The organism is Bosea sp. NBC_00550, assembly GCF_026020075.1.
Classification (GTDB): domain Bacteria; phylum Pseudomonadota; class Alphaproteobacteria; order Rhizobiales; family Beijerinckiaceae; genus Allobosea.
The window spans coordinates 3,041,902-3,055,516 of record NZ_CP102772.1; the positions used below are offsets into that span (position 1 = coordinate 3,041,902).

10 protein-coding genes are annotated in these 13,615 nt (G+C 66.7%); 7 read left to right on the forward strand and 3 right to left on the reverse strand.

Annotated elements, in window-relative coordinates:
• Positions 1–39: 39 nt before the first annotated feature.
• A complete protein-coding gene (locus NWE53_RS14605) occupies positions 40–927 on the reverse strand; it encodes a LysR family transcriptional regulator (RefSeq protein WP_442865035.1) in 888 nt (295 codons plus the stop codon).
• Between the two features lie 96 nt (positions 928–1,023).
• Here NWE53_RS14605 and NWE53_RS14610 point away from each other — a divergent pair, with 96 nt between their 5' ends.
• Both NWE53_RS14610 and NWE53_RS14615 read left to right on the forward strand, forming a co-directional pair.
• Entirely contained in the window at positions 1,024–2,046 is a 1,023-nt protein-coding gene (locus tag NWE53_RS14610) for a bile acid:sodium symporter family protein (protein WP_265050112.1), read from the forward strand.
• 149 nt (positions 2,047–2,195) lie between these two features.
• Complete coding sequence (locus NWE53_RS14615; RefSeq protein ID WP_265050113.1) at positions 2,196–2,423, forward strand: DUF2934 domain-containing protein; 228 nt, start codon at positions 2,196–2,198, stop codon at positions 2,421–2,423.
• 86 nt (positions 2,424–2,509) lie between these two features.
• Here NWE53_RS14615 and NWE53_RS14620 read toward each other — a convergent pair whose 3' ends face one another.
• Positions 2,510–2,794 (reverse strand): hypothetical protein, encoded by a 285-nt coding sequence (locus NWE53_RS14620; protein WP_265050114.1) that lies wholly within the window; start codon positions 2,792–2,794, stop codon positions 2,510–2,512.
• A gap of 567 nt (positions 2,795–3,361) precedes the next feature.
• Here NWE53_RS14620 and bcsN point away from each other — a divergent pair.
• From bcsN to NWE53_RS14645, 5 genes are read left to right on the forward strand one after another with little or no spacing between them, the layout of a single operon-like run.
• Complete coding sequence (bcsN, locus tag NWE53_RS14625) at positions 3,362–4,216, forward strand: cellulose biosynthesis protein BcsN (RefSeq protein WP_265050115.1); 855 nt, start codon at positions 3,362–3,364, stop codon at positions 4,214–4,216.
• Between the two features lie 27 nt (positions 4,217–4,243).
• Positions 4,244–6,427: a UDP-forming cellulose synthase catalytic subunit gene (gene bcsA, locus NWE53_RS14630; RefSeq protein WP_265050116.1), complete on the forward strand. Its 2,184-nt coding sequence runs from the start codon at positions 4,244–4,246 to the stop codon at positions 6,425–6,427.
• Positions 6,424–8,874, forward strand: a complete 2,451-nt coding sequence (locus tag NWE53_RS14635; protein ID WP_265050117.1) for a cellulose biosynthesis cyclic di-GMP-binding regulatory protein BcsB — start codon at positions 6,424–6,426, stop codon at positions 8,872–8,874. Before bcsA ends, NWE53_RS14635 begins: the two co-directional genes overlap by 4 nt.
• Positions 8,871–9,890 carry a family 8 glycosyl hydrolase gene (locus NWE53_RS14640; protein ID WP_265050118.1) on the forward strand — a complete coding sequence of 340 codons (1,020 nt, stop codon included), beginning with the start codon at positions 8,871–8,873 and terminating at the stop codon, positions 9,888–9,890. The genes NWE53_RS14635 and NWE53_RS14640 overlap by 4 nt, the downstream gene beginning before the upstream one ends.
• A complete protein-coding gene (locus tag NWE53_RS14645; protein ID WP_265050119.1) occupies positions 9,881–12,049 on the forward strand; it encodes a tetratricopeptide repeat protein in 2,169 nt (722 codons plus the stop codon). The genes NWE53_RS14640 and NWE53_RS14645 overlap by 10 nt, the downstream gene beginning before the upstream one ends.
• Before the next feature lie 49 nt (positions 12,050–12,098).
• On the opposite strand, the gene NWE53_RS14650 is transcribed toward NWE53_RS14645, so the two are convergent.
• Positions 12,099–13,439: a dicarboxylate/amino acid:cation symporter gene (locus NWE53_RS14650; protein WP_265050120.1), complete on the reverse strand. Its 1,341-nt coding sequence runs from the start codon at positions 13,437–13,439 to the stop codon at positions 12,099–12,101.
• Positions 13,440–13,615: the final 176 nt, after the last annotated feature.

Consider the following 13,615-nt stretch of genomic DNA (forward strand, 5'->3'; position numbering starts at 1 on the left):
CGCTGAAGATGCGCCTCGCTGGACGCAGAGCATGCGTAGCTAGACCTTCCTGCCGCGCCGCGTCGGCACTGAAGGAAGGAGGCGCCCCGCACCCGACAGGATGCTGGCAGCGAGCGCCCGCGCCGCCTCTTGACGCGATTGTCCGCCGATGACGACGAATTCGATCGTCCCGAGCGTCGGCAGCGCCTCGCGCGGCTCGACCTCGGCCAGTCCCGGCGGAATCAGCCGGGCCGAATGGGCGGTGATGCCGAGCCCCGCCACCGTCGCCGCGCGCAGGCCCGCGAGGCTACCACTGGTGCAGGCAACGCGCCAGGCGCACCCGGCCTGCTCCAGCGTCTCGATCGCATGGACGCGCGTAATGCTCGGCGGCGGATAGAGCACCAGCGGCACCTCGCGCTGCTCGACCAATCTTGCACCCGGCCGCCCGATCCAGACGAGGCGTTCCTGCCAAGCGACTTCCCCGCGCTCGTCGCCCTTGCGGCGCTTGGCGAAGATCAGGTCGAGATCGCCGGCGTCGTATTGCTCGTAGAGCAGGCCGCTGAGGCCGACCGTCAGTTCGAGATCGACGGCATGATGCTGCATGGCGAATTCGGCCAGGATGTCCGGCAGCGCCGTATAGGCGAAGTCTTCGGAGACTCCGAGCCGGAGCCGCCCGCGCAGCGTCGAGCCCTTGAGATAGCGCTCGATCCGGCTGCCGGCCTCCAGAACCTCCCGCGCGAAGGGCAGGATGGCGTCGCCATCCGGCGTCGGGCGCACTACATGGGTGTCGCGCGCCAATAGCCGCCGCCCGACCCTCTTCTCCAGTCGCGCGACATGCTGGCTGACCGAGGACTGGCGGAGACCGAGCTGGCGCGCGGCCTCGGTGAAGCTCAGCGTCTCGCAGACCTTGAGGAAGCTCTGTAACAGGACGGGATCGAGCGGCTTCATGTCATCATGATTCATGATGAGCGATATCATGTCCAGTCCGGATCAAAATAAAGCCAGAAAGGATTAGAAAGCGACACCTCACCTGAAGGACCGCAGATGATCCGCCGCACCCTCGCCCGCTTCGGCATAGACCCTTATCTGATTGCGCTGATGGCGACCGTCGCGGTCGCCGCCATCCTGCCGGCGCGCGGGATCGGTGCCGAGATCTCCAACGATGCCGTCACAGTGGCGGTCGCCCTGCTGTTCTTCCTCTACGGGGCGCGCCTCTCGCCGCTGGCCGTTTGGGAGGGGCTGCTGCACTGGCGGCTGCAATCGCTGGTCTTCGCCAGCACCTATGTGCTCTTCCCGCTGCTCGGCCTCCTGCTGACGCGCCTCTTCGGTGGCTGGCTGCCGTCGGAGCTCGTGGCCGGGCTGATCTTCGTCTGCATCCTGCCCTCGACCGTGCAGTCCTCGATCGCCTTCACCTCGATCGCGCGGGGCAATGTCGCTGCGGCGCTGTGCAGCGCCTCGGTTTCCAACCTCTTCGGCATCGTGCTGACGCCCCTGCTTGTCGTCGCGCTGCTCGACTCGCATGGCAGCGGCTTCAGCACGAAGGCGGTCGAGAGCATCGCGCTGCAGATCCTCCTGCCCTTCGTCGCCGGCCAGCTGCTGCGCCGTTGGGTGGGGCCCTTCCTTCAGCGCCACAAGGCGCCGATCTCTATCGTCGACCGCGGCTCGATCCTTCTCGTCGTCTACGCCGCCTTCAGCGAGGGCATGGTTGCCGGCATCTGGTCGCGGGTCACGCTCGGCGATCTCGGCCTCATCCTCCTGCTCGACATGGTCCTGCTCGCGGTGGTGCTGGCGATCACGACCATCGTCAGCCGTCGCCTCGGCTTCTCGAAGGAAGACGAGATCGCCATCGTCTTCTGCGGCTCGAAGAAGAGCATGGCGAGCGGCATCCCGATGGCCAACATCCTCTTCCCCGGCCAGGCGCTTGGCCTCATCGTGCTGCCGCTGATGCTCTTCCACCAGGCGCAGCTCTTCGCCTGCGCCGTGCTGGCACAGCGCTATGCGCGCCGCCCCGCTCAGCCGAAAGCGGAGCCGTCCGCCGACGCCGCACTGACCCCGGCCAAGGCCTGAGACCTGGCCCCGCCGCCGCTCCTCAATCTGAGGTCGGCGACGGAACAGCGCGCGCCCCATGCCGTTGATCTCCTGCACGGCAGGACCGTTGCACTCCCTGAGGCCAAAATCCCCCGCCGCGCGACGGGGAACGGTCATGGAGACGACCCATGCAGGACGAACAACGCGAGATCAGGAAGATCGCCTACGGCTTGTGGATGAAGGACGGCCAACCCGAAGGCCGCGACCGCGAGCATTGGGAAGCGGCCAAGGAAATATGGGCCTACCGCAGCCACAACCATGTGCTCGACGACGAGAACACATCGTCGCCGTCACGCCAGCAGGCCGCCGAAACGGCGGCAGCAGACGGCAAGGCATCGCAGCAGCACAGAGGCTGACTCGGCGCCGCATTCGAGCGGTGCATTGCGATCAAGCGCCCAAGGCGAAAGGATCATTCCCGGCCGCCGTGGCCTGACTTACGCGATCACGGGCAGAGATATCCGCCTTGGTCGGGCAGGCAACGTGCGCCTGTCGGCAGGATGAGCGCGCCGCCGGGATCGCGCTTGACGTAATCACCGTTGGGCAGTTCGAAGCCGCCGGTCGAGTCCGGGTTCACGCGCGTGCCGTCCGGCAGGATCAGCTGGAAGCTGTCTCGAACGATCCGCTTGGACGAGGCAGCCGGCGCGCCCGAGACCGGTCGCGGCGGGGACGAGACGCAGCCTGCCACGAGGATGGCAACGGCGCTTGCAGCTATCGATATCCTGATCATCCGCCATTGTTGCCGCGCCCGGCGCGGCGGCGCAAGCCCGCGGCGGAAATGCCGCGCCCATGGCGAGGATAGCAGAATCGGTATCCCTCAAGGCTTTGTACTTGAACGCCCCGGGCCGCCCTGCATCGCCTGCAGTCTCATCGACCGTTCTTGCATGGCGATTTGGCTCGCGTGCGATCCTTGATTTGTCGGCCTGACGTCTTCTCAACAGGTGTTTTCAAAGTGCGGGCGCCCGGAAGCGACCACTTTATCAATCCATGCGGCTGGTCGGCGGGCCGTCATCATCGGACGAAAGCGCCTCTCCGCACCGCCTGATCGCCATGGCATCGCGCCCTGGACGCTCCGTCCGGCAAAGATCCAAGGTTGGAATAATCTCGCGAATCATCTGTATTGCGGTCGGGGGTTCGAGCCTGACGGTCGTATTGCGGTCACACGGTCGAAGGTAACGGCGCGTTAACCTGTATTAACCAGTGGTCAAGACATGACGATGCCGAGCAGACATCGACCGGCTCGCCGATGAGTGTTTCGAGGCCGCCTCAGCCCAGGCGATGCCCGGCGCCTAGGCGCATGGCGATATACACAGCAGCAGCCTGCCTGGGTCTGGCTGGAGCCGGCTGCGGCGAGCAGAAGCTCTCCACTTCCGAGCTGATGAGCGCGTCGCGAGCCGTCACCGTCGATGTCGGCAGGGCGCTGGCCCTGCCTCCGCCCGGCAGCCTCCCCGTGACCGGGGTGACGCAGCGCAGCTACGACAACGCCGTTTCGCAGGTGGTTTCCCTGGCGACGCGCGGGCGCACGCCTGGCGAGAACGCGATCCACGTCGCCTTCCTGACCGCCGCCGATCTCCCGGACAGCATGGGTGTCGAGGGCAATCTGCTGAGGGAACCCAGCATCGACGATTTCGCCATCGCACAGGAGATGGAAGAGCGCCTGCCCGGCGTCGCCATGGCCCCGGCAGCCGTCTTCGTCCAGAACAAGTTCGGCCCCTTCGGCTACGCCTTCGGACGTGGAGCGGGCGGCGAGGCCTGCCTCTATGCCTGGCAGCGCATGGCGAACGGAGACAGCATATTCCTGCCGAGATCGGGCGTGATCTCGGTCCGCATCCGCGTCTGCGACCCCGTCGCCACGGAAGCGAGCCTGCTGCGCCTCGCCTACAGCTATTCGATCAACGCCTCGCTGCGGCGGCCGGGCTGGAACCCGATCGGTGACGCGCCTGCGCCCGCGCCGGAGCTCGGAAGGGCCGGCGCACCGATCTATCCGGTGCCGCAGGCCTCCGCCGCGGATGCCTTCGAGCAGCAGCCCGTCGCACGGCCGCGCCCCGCACGGGCGCCGCGCGCCGAGCGCCGCATAGAGGAAGCCCCCGAGCCCATCCCGGACAAGCCTCTCGAAGGATATCCGACCGTTCCACCGCCGCCCGCGCCCTGAGCGTAACCCCAGATTGCCGGACGCCTGATGCGAACAGCCAGCTACGTCATCTTCTGGGCCATCACCGCGATCGTGGTCGTGGTGCTCATCACGCTGCCGATCAGCCTGCAGGCGCATCTGATCGCCGGCGCGATCGTCGTCGCCGCGATGATCATCCTCAAATTCCTGAGGCCTTACGGCGTCTGGCGGCTGATCGCGCTGGGCCTCGGGACCGCCATCGTGCTGCGCTACATCTATTGGCGCACCACCAGCACCCTGCCGCCGGTCAACCAGCTCGAGGATTTCATCCCCGGCCTGATCGTCTATCTCGCCGAGCTCTACAATATCGGCATGCTCTTCCTCAGCCTGTTCGTCGTCGCGATGCCGCTGCCCAAGCGCAAGACGCCGCCGATCGACCCGGAGAACGCGCCGACGGTCGATGTCTTCGTTCCCTCCTACAATGAGGATGCGGAGCTTCTGGCGACGACGCTCTCGGCGGCACTGGCGATGGACTACCCGGCAGGCCGCCTGAAGGTGTTTCTGCTCGACGACGGCGGCACCGACGAGAAATGCAATGCCGACAACTTCGTCGGGGCCAGCGCCGCGCGGGAGCGGCGCGCGACGTTGCAGACGCTGTGCGAAGGCCTCGGCGTCACCTATCTGACGCGCGAGCGCAACATCAGCGCCAAGGCCGGCAATCTCAACAACGGCATCGCCAACTCGCAAGGCGAGCTGATCGTCGTCTTCGACGCCGACCATGCCCCGGCGCGCAGCTTCCTGACCGAGACGGTCGGCTATTTCGGGCAGGACCCGAAGCTCTTCCTCGTCCAGACCCCGCACTTCTTCATCAATCCCGACCCGCTCGAGCGCAATCTCAAGACCTTCAAGATGATGCCCTCCGAGAACGAGATGTTCTACGGCATCATCCAGCGCGGCCTCGACAAATGGGATGCCTCGTTCTTCTGCGGCTCGGCCGCGGTCCTGCGCCGCACCGCGCTGGAGACGACGAACGGCTTCTCCGGGCGCAGCATCACGGAAGATGCCGAGACGGCGATCACCCTGCATGCCACCGGCTGGCACAGCGTCTATGTCGACAAGCCGCTCATCGCGGGGCTTCAGCCGGCGACCTTCACCAGCTTCATCGGCCAGCGCTCGCGCTGGGCCCAGGGCATGATGCAGATCCTGCTGTTCCACCGCCCGATGTTCAAGAGCGGCCTCTCCCTGCCGCAGCGCCTCTGCTACTCGTCTTCGGCCCTGTTCTGGCTGTTCCCCTTCGCGCGGCTGACCTTCCTGATCGCGCCGCTGTTCTATCTGTTCTTCGGCCTGGAGATCTTCACTGCCTCGGGCGCCGAGTTCATCGCCTATGTGCTCAGCTACATGGTGGTGAACCTGATGATGCAGAACTATCTCTACGGCCGCTATCGCTGGCCGTGGATCTCCGAGCTCTACGAGTTCATCCAGTCGGTCTACCTGCTGCCGGCGGTGATCTCGGTGCTGCTGAGGCCGACCAAGCCGACCTTCAAGGTCACGGCGAAGAACGAGTCGCTCGAAAGCAGGCGCGTTTCCGAGCTCGGCAAACCGTTCTTCATCATCTTCGCCGTGCTGTTTCTCGGCGTCATCGCCACCTACTGGCGCACGGTGGCGGAGCCGTACAATGCCGACACGACCCTGGTCGTGGGGCTGTGGAACATCCTCAACCTGCTGATGGCGGGCTGTGCGCTCGGCGTCGTCTCCGAGCGGCCGGAAGGGCGCGCCGCGCGTCGCTTTGCCGTGAAGCGCCGCGGCGAGATCACCATCGACGGCCGCACTGCCCCGGTCGTCACGGAGAACGTCTCGGTCGACGGCATCGCCATCCGCGTGATGTCGAAGGATTTCGACAAGGTGCCGGTCGGCACCGTCGGGCAGGTTTCGTTCGAGACGACGATCGACATGCCGCGCGGCTCGCTGCCCGTACGCGTCATGCGCCTTGCTCCCGACGACAAGGGGCTGATGCTGGGTTGCAGCTACGAGCCGAGCGAACCGCTGCACAGCCGGATCATCGCCGACCTCGCATTCTCCGACGCCGATAACTGGAGCCAGTTCCAGAAGGCGCGGCGCCAGAACATGGGCGTGATCTACGGCACGCTGCGCTTCCTGCGGATGGCGGTCTTCCAGACCAGCCGCGGCCTGTCCTATTTCTTCGGTCTCTACCGGTTTTCCCGTTCTCCCTCGCGGCCGGGAGCGGCGGAATGAAGCGGTTCGGGATACCCCTTCTCGCGGCTGCGATCGCTCCGCTGGCGCTGGGGCTGATCCCGCATCTTTCGGCACAGGAGGCGCCGTCGCCTGCTCCCGCCCCGGCGCCCTTCATGATCGCCCCGCCGAGCCAGCAGCCGGCCGCGCCGCCGCCTGCGGCCCCTGCCCCCGCTCCATCGCGGGAGGCGGCGCCGCCCCCGGCTCCGGCTTTCGCGTTCAAGCCGTTGCTGCCTGCGTCGCGTGTCACGCTCGAAGGCGAAAGCGACACGCGCAGCTGGGCCTTTTACCTGTCTCAGGACGAAGCCGGAACCGATCTGAGCCTCGACGTCGCCTTCCAGAACGCGCTCGTGGTGATGCCGGAGGTTTCGCGGCTAGCCGTTCGCCTCAATGGCGAGCGGATCATCGAGGTGCCCATCGCCTCGTCCGATCGCCTCAAGCATAGCTCCACCGCGGTTCGCAAGGGCCTGCTCCGGCCGGGGCAGAACACGATCAGCTTCGAAGTCCTGCAGCGGCATCGGACGGACTGCACGGTCGCCTCGACCTATGAGTTGTGGACCCGGATCGACGGCGCGGGCACCCGGCTGACGTTCAAGGGCCCGAACGCGCAGCAGTTCCGCCTGCGCGGCATCGACGATCTGCCGGCCATCGGCGCCGACGAGGGCGGCCAGACCACGATCGTCATCGTCGCGCCCGGCGCCTCGCGCGCCATTTCGGCGAACAGCATCTTCGCCGTCGCACAGGCACTCGCCTTGCGCGGCCGCTATGGCCAGGTGGCGGTGAAAGTCTCCGAACAAATGCCGGACCGTGTCCGCCCGGGGACGCTGACCGTCGCACTCGGCACGAACGAAGAGATACGCGCCCTGCTGGGAGCGCTGCCCGCCGAAGCCGGTGGCCGCAGCTTCCTCGGCTTCGTGCCGAGCCCGAAGAAGGGCGCCGACATGTTGCTTGTCACCGGCGAAAGCTGGCCGGATCTCGACGCGATCGTCGGCAAGATCCTGACCGCGCCGGTTTCCCGGCCCGCCAACATCAACCGCAAGACCATGGATACCGCAAGCTGGCACGTGCCCGATGCGCCCTTCATCTCCGACCGGCAGGTGGTGCGGTTCTCCGAGCTCGGCATCGCCACCCAGGAATCGTCCGGGCGCCGCATGCGCGTGCGTGCGGTCGTCGCGATGCCCGGCGACTTCTATGCCAACGCCTATGGCGAGGCGACGCTTTATCTGGATGGTGCCTACTCGAACGAGGTCCTTCCAGGCGACAGCCATATCGAGATCTTCGTCAACGGCAACGTCGCCGCGACCGTGCCGCTCAATGCCGCAACGGGCGGTCTCTTCCAGCAGTTTCCGATCACCGTGCCGCTTCGGCATTTCCGCCCAGGCGTCAACGAAGTCTGGTTCGAGACCGTCACCGTGACGAAATCGGACCTGGCCTGCGGGCCGGGGGCGACACTGCCCGGCAAGAGCCGCTTCGCGCTGTTCGACACGACCGCGCTTGCCATCCCCGACTTCGCCAAGATCGGCGTGAGCCCCAATCTCGCGGCGGTCGCCGGCACCGGCTTCCCCTATTCGGTCGCATCGCGGGTCGCGCTGATCATGGGCCGGCAGGACCCCGCCAATCTCAGCGCCGCGACGACATTGCTGGCGCACATCGCCCAGCGCGCCAGCCGGCCGCTCGCCGTCGATGTGCTGGCGGGCACCGCGGCCGTTGGGGACCGGCCCGTCCTGATCGTCGGCGCCGCCGGACAGCTGCCGGCCGGCCTGCTCCCGCGCGTAGGCATCGCCGACAACGTCCGTGCGACCTGGCCGTTGCGCGCCGATGCCGTGGTGGTGACGCCGGATGCGGAAGGCGCCGCCGTCTTCGATGCGGTGATCAACCGGCTGCAGGGCCGGCAAGCGACGCCGGAAGCGTCCGGCGGCGCGGCACCGACCACGGAAGGCGTCCGCGAGCGCTGGCGCGGTTCGCTGGGCGGCCCGCTCGCACGCTATTTCATCGCCTTCGACCAATGGCTCCAGCGAACCTTCGACCTGTCCTTCGCGCAGCTGCGTACCCCCTCGCGCGCGCCCACGCTCTACGAGCCGGCTGAGGGCACCGATCTCATCGCCGTCCAGGCGGCCGACCCGGATACGAGGCAGGTCTGGACCGCCTTCATCGCCCGCCGCGAGGAGGCGCTGGAAAGCACGGTGGACAGGATCGTCTCGCCCGGTAATTGGGCGGGCATGGCCGGCAAGATCACTGCCTTTCGCGGTGCCCAGGAAGCCCACATCATCTCCGCGGACAGCACCTCCTTCGTCATGACCAGGCCTTTCAGCCTGGCGAATATGCGGCTGGTCTTCGCCAACTGGATGTCGAGCAATATCGGGATCTACGCATTGGCCCTCCTCACGGCCTGCATCGGGCTGGGCATTGGAACCTCGCTCATGCTCGGACGGTTGGGGCGTCGATCATGAAACGTTTTCTCGCCGTGCTGGCCGCAACCTTCTTCGGCTTCCTCTCCAACGCGCAGGCGACCGTGCCTGCCGATGCCTGGGCGCTGTACCGGCAGAAATTCGTCACGGCCGAGGGCCGCGTCATCGACGATGCGAATGGCGGGATCAGCCATAGCGAGAGCCAGGGCTACGGGCTCCTGCTGGCATGCCTGGCGGGGGACCGCAGCACCTTCGCCAGCATCTTCGCCTTCACCCGCACCGAACTCCTCATCCGGGACGACGGGCTTGCGGCGTGGCGCTGGGATCCGAAGGCAACCCCACGCGTCAGCGACATCAACAACGCCAGCGACGGCGATCTGCTGATCGCCCACGCCCTCGCCTGCGCCGGCAGCCGCTGGACCATGCCGGCCTATACCGCCGCCGCGCGCCAGATCGCCCGCTCGCTGGCGAAGGTGGCGCTCATGAAGCGCGGCAGCGATGTCCGGCTGATGCCGGCCGCAGTCGGCTTTTCGGAAAAGGATCGCGCCGACGGCCCCGTGATCAACCCGTCCTATTGGGTGTTCGAGGCCCTCCCGGTCATGGCCCAGCTGACCGGCGAGCCCGTCTGGATGCAGCTCCAGGCAAGCGGGCTCAAGCTGCTCGACGATCTGGCGAAGCGAAAGATGCTGGCGCCCGAATGGCTGTCGATCAGGGCCGAGCCAAAGCCGGCCGAAGGTTTCCCCGCACAGTTCGGCTACAACGCGATCCGCATCCCGCTTTATCTGCTGCGCGCGGGGCTGGGCGAGAAGGCACGCCTCGCGCCGTTCCGGCAGGCCTGGGCCGACGGCACCGCGGTCATCGATGTGCGCAGCGGCAAGCCGGTCGAGCCGCTGGCCGATGCCGGCTATCGCATTCTGGCCGCCGCCATGGCCTGCGCGCTCGACGGCACCCCGATTCCGGAGGAGCTGAAAACCTTCCAGCCGACGCTCTACTATCCGTCGACCCTGCACCTTCTCTCCCTCTCCATGCTGAGCGAGAGGTATCCGCAATGCATGTGAAATCGACCCTGATCCTCGTCGCGGCATCGAGCGTCGCGTTTTATGCCTTCGGTCGCTACGGCCAGGACGTAAAGCCGTCGCAATCCATGATTCGGTCCGCGCAGGCTGAGGGACAGGCGCAATCGGCCACGCCGGGCTCGGAAACAGCTATCGAACTGGCGCAGGCTCCCAGCGTGCCCGGCCGGCCAGCGGCTGCGCCGCCACAGTCCCAGCCGCAACCGCAGAAGGTCGACGAAACCGCGCTGCGCTATTTCGCGGCGCAGGGCGACACCCGCCGCTTCGAAGCCGAGCTCGCCAGGCTGCGCGCGCTCTATCCCGAGTGGAGGCCACCGACCGACCTGACATCGCAGGGCCAGGTCGGAGACCCCGAACTCGAACGGATGTGGAAGCTCTTCGCCGACGGCAAATACGGCGAGGTGCGCGCCGCGATAGCGCAGCGCAGCAGCGCCGATCCGAACTGGCGTGCGCCGGCCGATCTCGTCGCGCAGCTCGATCTGACCGAGGCCCGCCAGCGCCTCGTCAACGCATCGAACGCCCGGCAGTGGGAACAGGTCATCCGCCTCGGCACCGAGACGCCGGCCCTGCTGACCTGCGCCAATGTCGATGCGCTCTGGCGCGTCGGCGAGGCTTTCGTCCAGACCGGCAAGCCGGAACGCGCGCGCGACGCCTACGCCTATGTTCTCGCCAACTGCACCAACCCGGCCGAGCGGATCGGCACGATGCAGAAGGTGATCACCACGCTGCCGGAGAATTTCGTCGACCCGCTCCTCGCACAGGAGCGGCAGAACGAATTCGCGAGCATCCGCGACGAACTCGCGCGACGCCATATCGGCAAGGCGGCCGACGACCCGGCCCAGACCGCAACGCAAGAGGATATCCGCCGCATCGAGGCGCTCGCCAACGCTGCCGCCACGGCGGACGACCCGATACTGCTCGGCTTCTACGCCCTCCACCACAACGACCCGGCCAAGGCCGCGACATGGTTCCAGACCGCGCTCACGCGCAATGGCGGCGCCAAGGCCGCCGAAGGCGCGGTGCTCGCTCTGGGCGCGACGCGGAAATACCAGGAGGCCGAGACGCTCGGCGCGCAATGGCTGGAGGCCGGAGCCGCCAACCGCAAGGCCTATCTCGATGTCGTCACCGCGCTGCTCACTCAGGAGCCGCCGTTGCGGCTCGAGCGCAACGTGATCGAACGCATCGTCAAGACGGTCGGAACGGACCGCTACGCACCCGGAGCGGCGGCACTCGGCTGGTATGCCTACAACTCGGGACAAACCGTGCCGGCCGGCACCTGGTTTGAGACGGCTCTGTCATGGGACCGCGGCTACGAGCCGGCAGCCTATGGACTCGCGCTCGTGCGCCAGCGCCTGCGCGATCAAGGCGGGCTGCGGGCCCTCATGACCGAATGGGGCGGTCGTTCCCAGCGGATCGCCGACATTCTCAATCCCGCGCGCAGAAGGCCCTCGCCCCAGGCGGATCGACCCGTGGCTCCCGATACGCGTCCGGTTTCGCGGATAGAGCCCGCCGTCGAGCCCGTGGAACGCATATCTCGCCCCGTCAGTCCTGCGGAGCGCCCTCGTCGCGCGGTGGCACAAGACGACACGGCGGTCGTGGCGGCGTCCCCCCGACCGAGTGCGGCACGCCCGAGCAGCGGCAGTTGCGGTGCCGGCTCGTCTGGTGCGGCCGCCCTGCAGCGCGGCTGGTGCCTGCTTAACCTCAAGCGCCCGGTTGCGGCGGCGGAGGCCTTCGAGGCGGCGCGGCGCAGCGGCAGTGCCCAGGTCGCCGCCGATGCAGCCGCGGGCCTGGCTTATGCCAAGATCCAGCAGGGATTGACGACGGAGGCCAGCGCGGCGGCAAGCAGCGCAGCGCTGCCAGTCGCGCGACGCAACGAGCTCTCGGCCCTGCTCCTCTCGGAGCGCTTTTACGCGCAATACGATGCCAAGGATTTCAACGGAGCGTTGGTCACGCTTTCGGGCCGCGCGCGCTATGCCCCCGAGACCACCGACCTGATGCTGATGCGCGGGTGGTCCTATTTCAATCTCGGTCGGTTCGATGACGCCGACCAGGTCTTCCAGGCGCTCTACAAGGCGAACAAGTCACCCCAGGCGTTGTCGGGGTTGACCGCGATCCGCGATGTGACCCAGCGCAACAGATACTAGAAGAGCCCGCAGCGCCGTATGGGCATGGCGCTGCGGGCCTTCGCAGATCTTACTCGGCCGGAACCGCCAGCACCTCGCCATCCACCACCAGCGGAGAGTGCCCGCTCAGTGCCGCCTGCAGCTGGTCCTGATCGAGCTCGCCTTCCCAGCGCGCCACCACGATCGTCGCGACGGCGTTGCCGATGAAGTTGGTCACAGCCCGGCATTCCGACATGAAGCGGTCGATGCCGAGGATGAGCGCCATGCCCGCGACCGGGACGGCGGGAACCACCGAGAGCGTCGCCGCCAGCGTGATGAAGCCCGCACCGGTGATGCCGGCCGCGCCCTTCGAGCTGAGCATGGCGACGAGCAGCAGCAGAATCTGGTCGCCGAGCGGCAGATGGATGTCCATCGCCTGCGCGATGAACAGCGCAGCCAGCGTCATGTAGATGTTGGTGCCGTCGAGATTGAAGGAATAGCCGGTCGGGATGACCAGGCCGACGACGGAGCGCTTGCAGCCAGCCGCCTCCATCTTCTCCATCAGGCTCGGCAGAGCGGCTTCGGAGGAGCTGGTGCCGATGACGAGGAGGATCTCCTCCTTGATGTAGCGGATCAGCGCCAGGATCGAAAAGCCGTTGTAGCGGGCGACGGCGCCGAGCACGACAAGCACGAAGATCGCCGCCGTCAGGTAGAAGGTTGCAATCAGCATCGCGAGATTGGCGACGGAGCCGATACCGTAGCGGCCGATGGTGAAGGCCATCGCGCCGAAGGCGCCGAGCGGTGCCGCCTTCATCAGGATCGCGACCAGCTTGAAGATCGGGGTCGAGAGCGCCTGCAGGAAATCGAGCACCGGCTTGCCGCGCTCGCCGACCATCGACAGCGAGAGGCCAAATAGCACCGAGAAGAACAGCACCTGGAGGATATCGCCCGAGGCAAAGGCGCCGACGATGGTGTCGGGAATGATGTTCTGCAGGAAGCCGATGATGCTCGAGTCATGCGCCTTGGCCGCATAGCCCTGCACCGCCTTGGCATCCAGGCTGGCTGCGCCGATATGCAGCCCGGCGCCCGGCTGGACGATATTGCCGACGATGAGGCCGATGATCAGGGCGAGCGTCGAGAACGTCAGGAAATAGATCATCGCCTTACCGGCGACGCGCCCGACCTTCTGCATGTCGCTCATGCCCGCGATCCCGGTCGAGACCGTCAGGAAGATCACCGGTGCGATGATCATCTTCACCAGCTTGATGAAGGCATCGCCGAGCGGCTTCATGGCCGTGCCCTGTTCCGGCCAGAAATGGCCGAGCAGGATGCCCACCGCGATCGCGAACAGGACCTGTACATAGAGCTGCTGGTAGAATTTCTTCGGTCGCGCCGCCGGCTGGGCGTGCGCGAGATCGAGCGTAGTCGCCATGATGTGCTCCTTGGGTCTGCGGTGTTTTGCTCTTGTTCGAAACCGCTGCGCCCCTTGGGCAACCGGCGTGCCAACTGCCGGAAAATGCAAAAAATTCGACAAAACAAGATGTTAGCGGACGAGCGGTCGTTCTTCTTGAAACCATCTGGCGAGAACCCGCACGCACCCCTCTTGAT

Coding starts and splice junctions, on each gene's coding strand:
- NWE53_RS14640 (WP_265050118.1), top strand. CDS start 8,871: ATGAAACGTTTTCTCGCCGTGCTGGCCGCAACCTTCTTCGGCTTCCTC.
- bcsN (WP_265050115.1), top strand. CDS start 3,362: ATGGCGATATACACAGCAGCAGCCTGCCTGGGTCTGGCTGGAGCCGGC.
- NWE53_RS14635 (WP_265050117.1), top strand. CDS start 6,424: ATGAAGCGGTTCGGGATACCCCTTCTCGCGGCTGCGATCGCTCCGCTG.
- NWE53_RS14620 (WP_265050114.1), bottom strand. CDS start 2,794: ATGATCAGGATATCGATAGCTGCAAGCGCCGTTGCCATCCTCGTGGCA.
- NWE53_RS14650 (WP_265050120.1), bottom strand. CDS start 13,439: ATGGCGACTACGCTCGATCTCGCGCACGCCCAGCCGGCGGCGCGACCG.
- NWE53_RS14610 (WP_265050112.1), top strand. CDS start 1,024: ATGATCCGCCGCACCCTCGCCCGCTTCGGCATAGACCCTTATCTGATT.
- NWE53_RS14645 (WP_265050119.1), top strand. CDS start 9,881: ATGCATGTGAAATCGACCCTGATCCTCGTCGCGGCATCGAGCGTCGCG.
- bcsA (WP_265050116.1), top strand. CDS start 4,244: ATGCGAACAGCCAGCTACGTCATCTTCTGGGCCATCACCGCGATCGTG.
- NWE53_RS14605 (WP_442865035.1), bottom strand. CDS start 927: ATGAAGCCGCTCGATCCCGTCCTGTTACAGAGCTTCCTCAAGGTCTGC.
- NWE53_RS14615 (WP_265050113.1), top strand. CDS start 2,196: ATGCAGGACGAACAACGCGAGATCAGGAAGATCGCCTACGGCTTGTGG.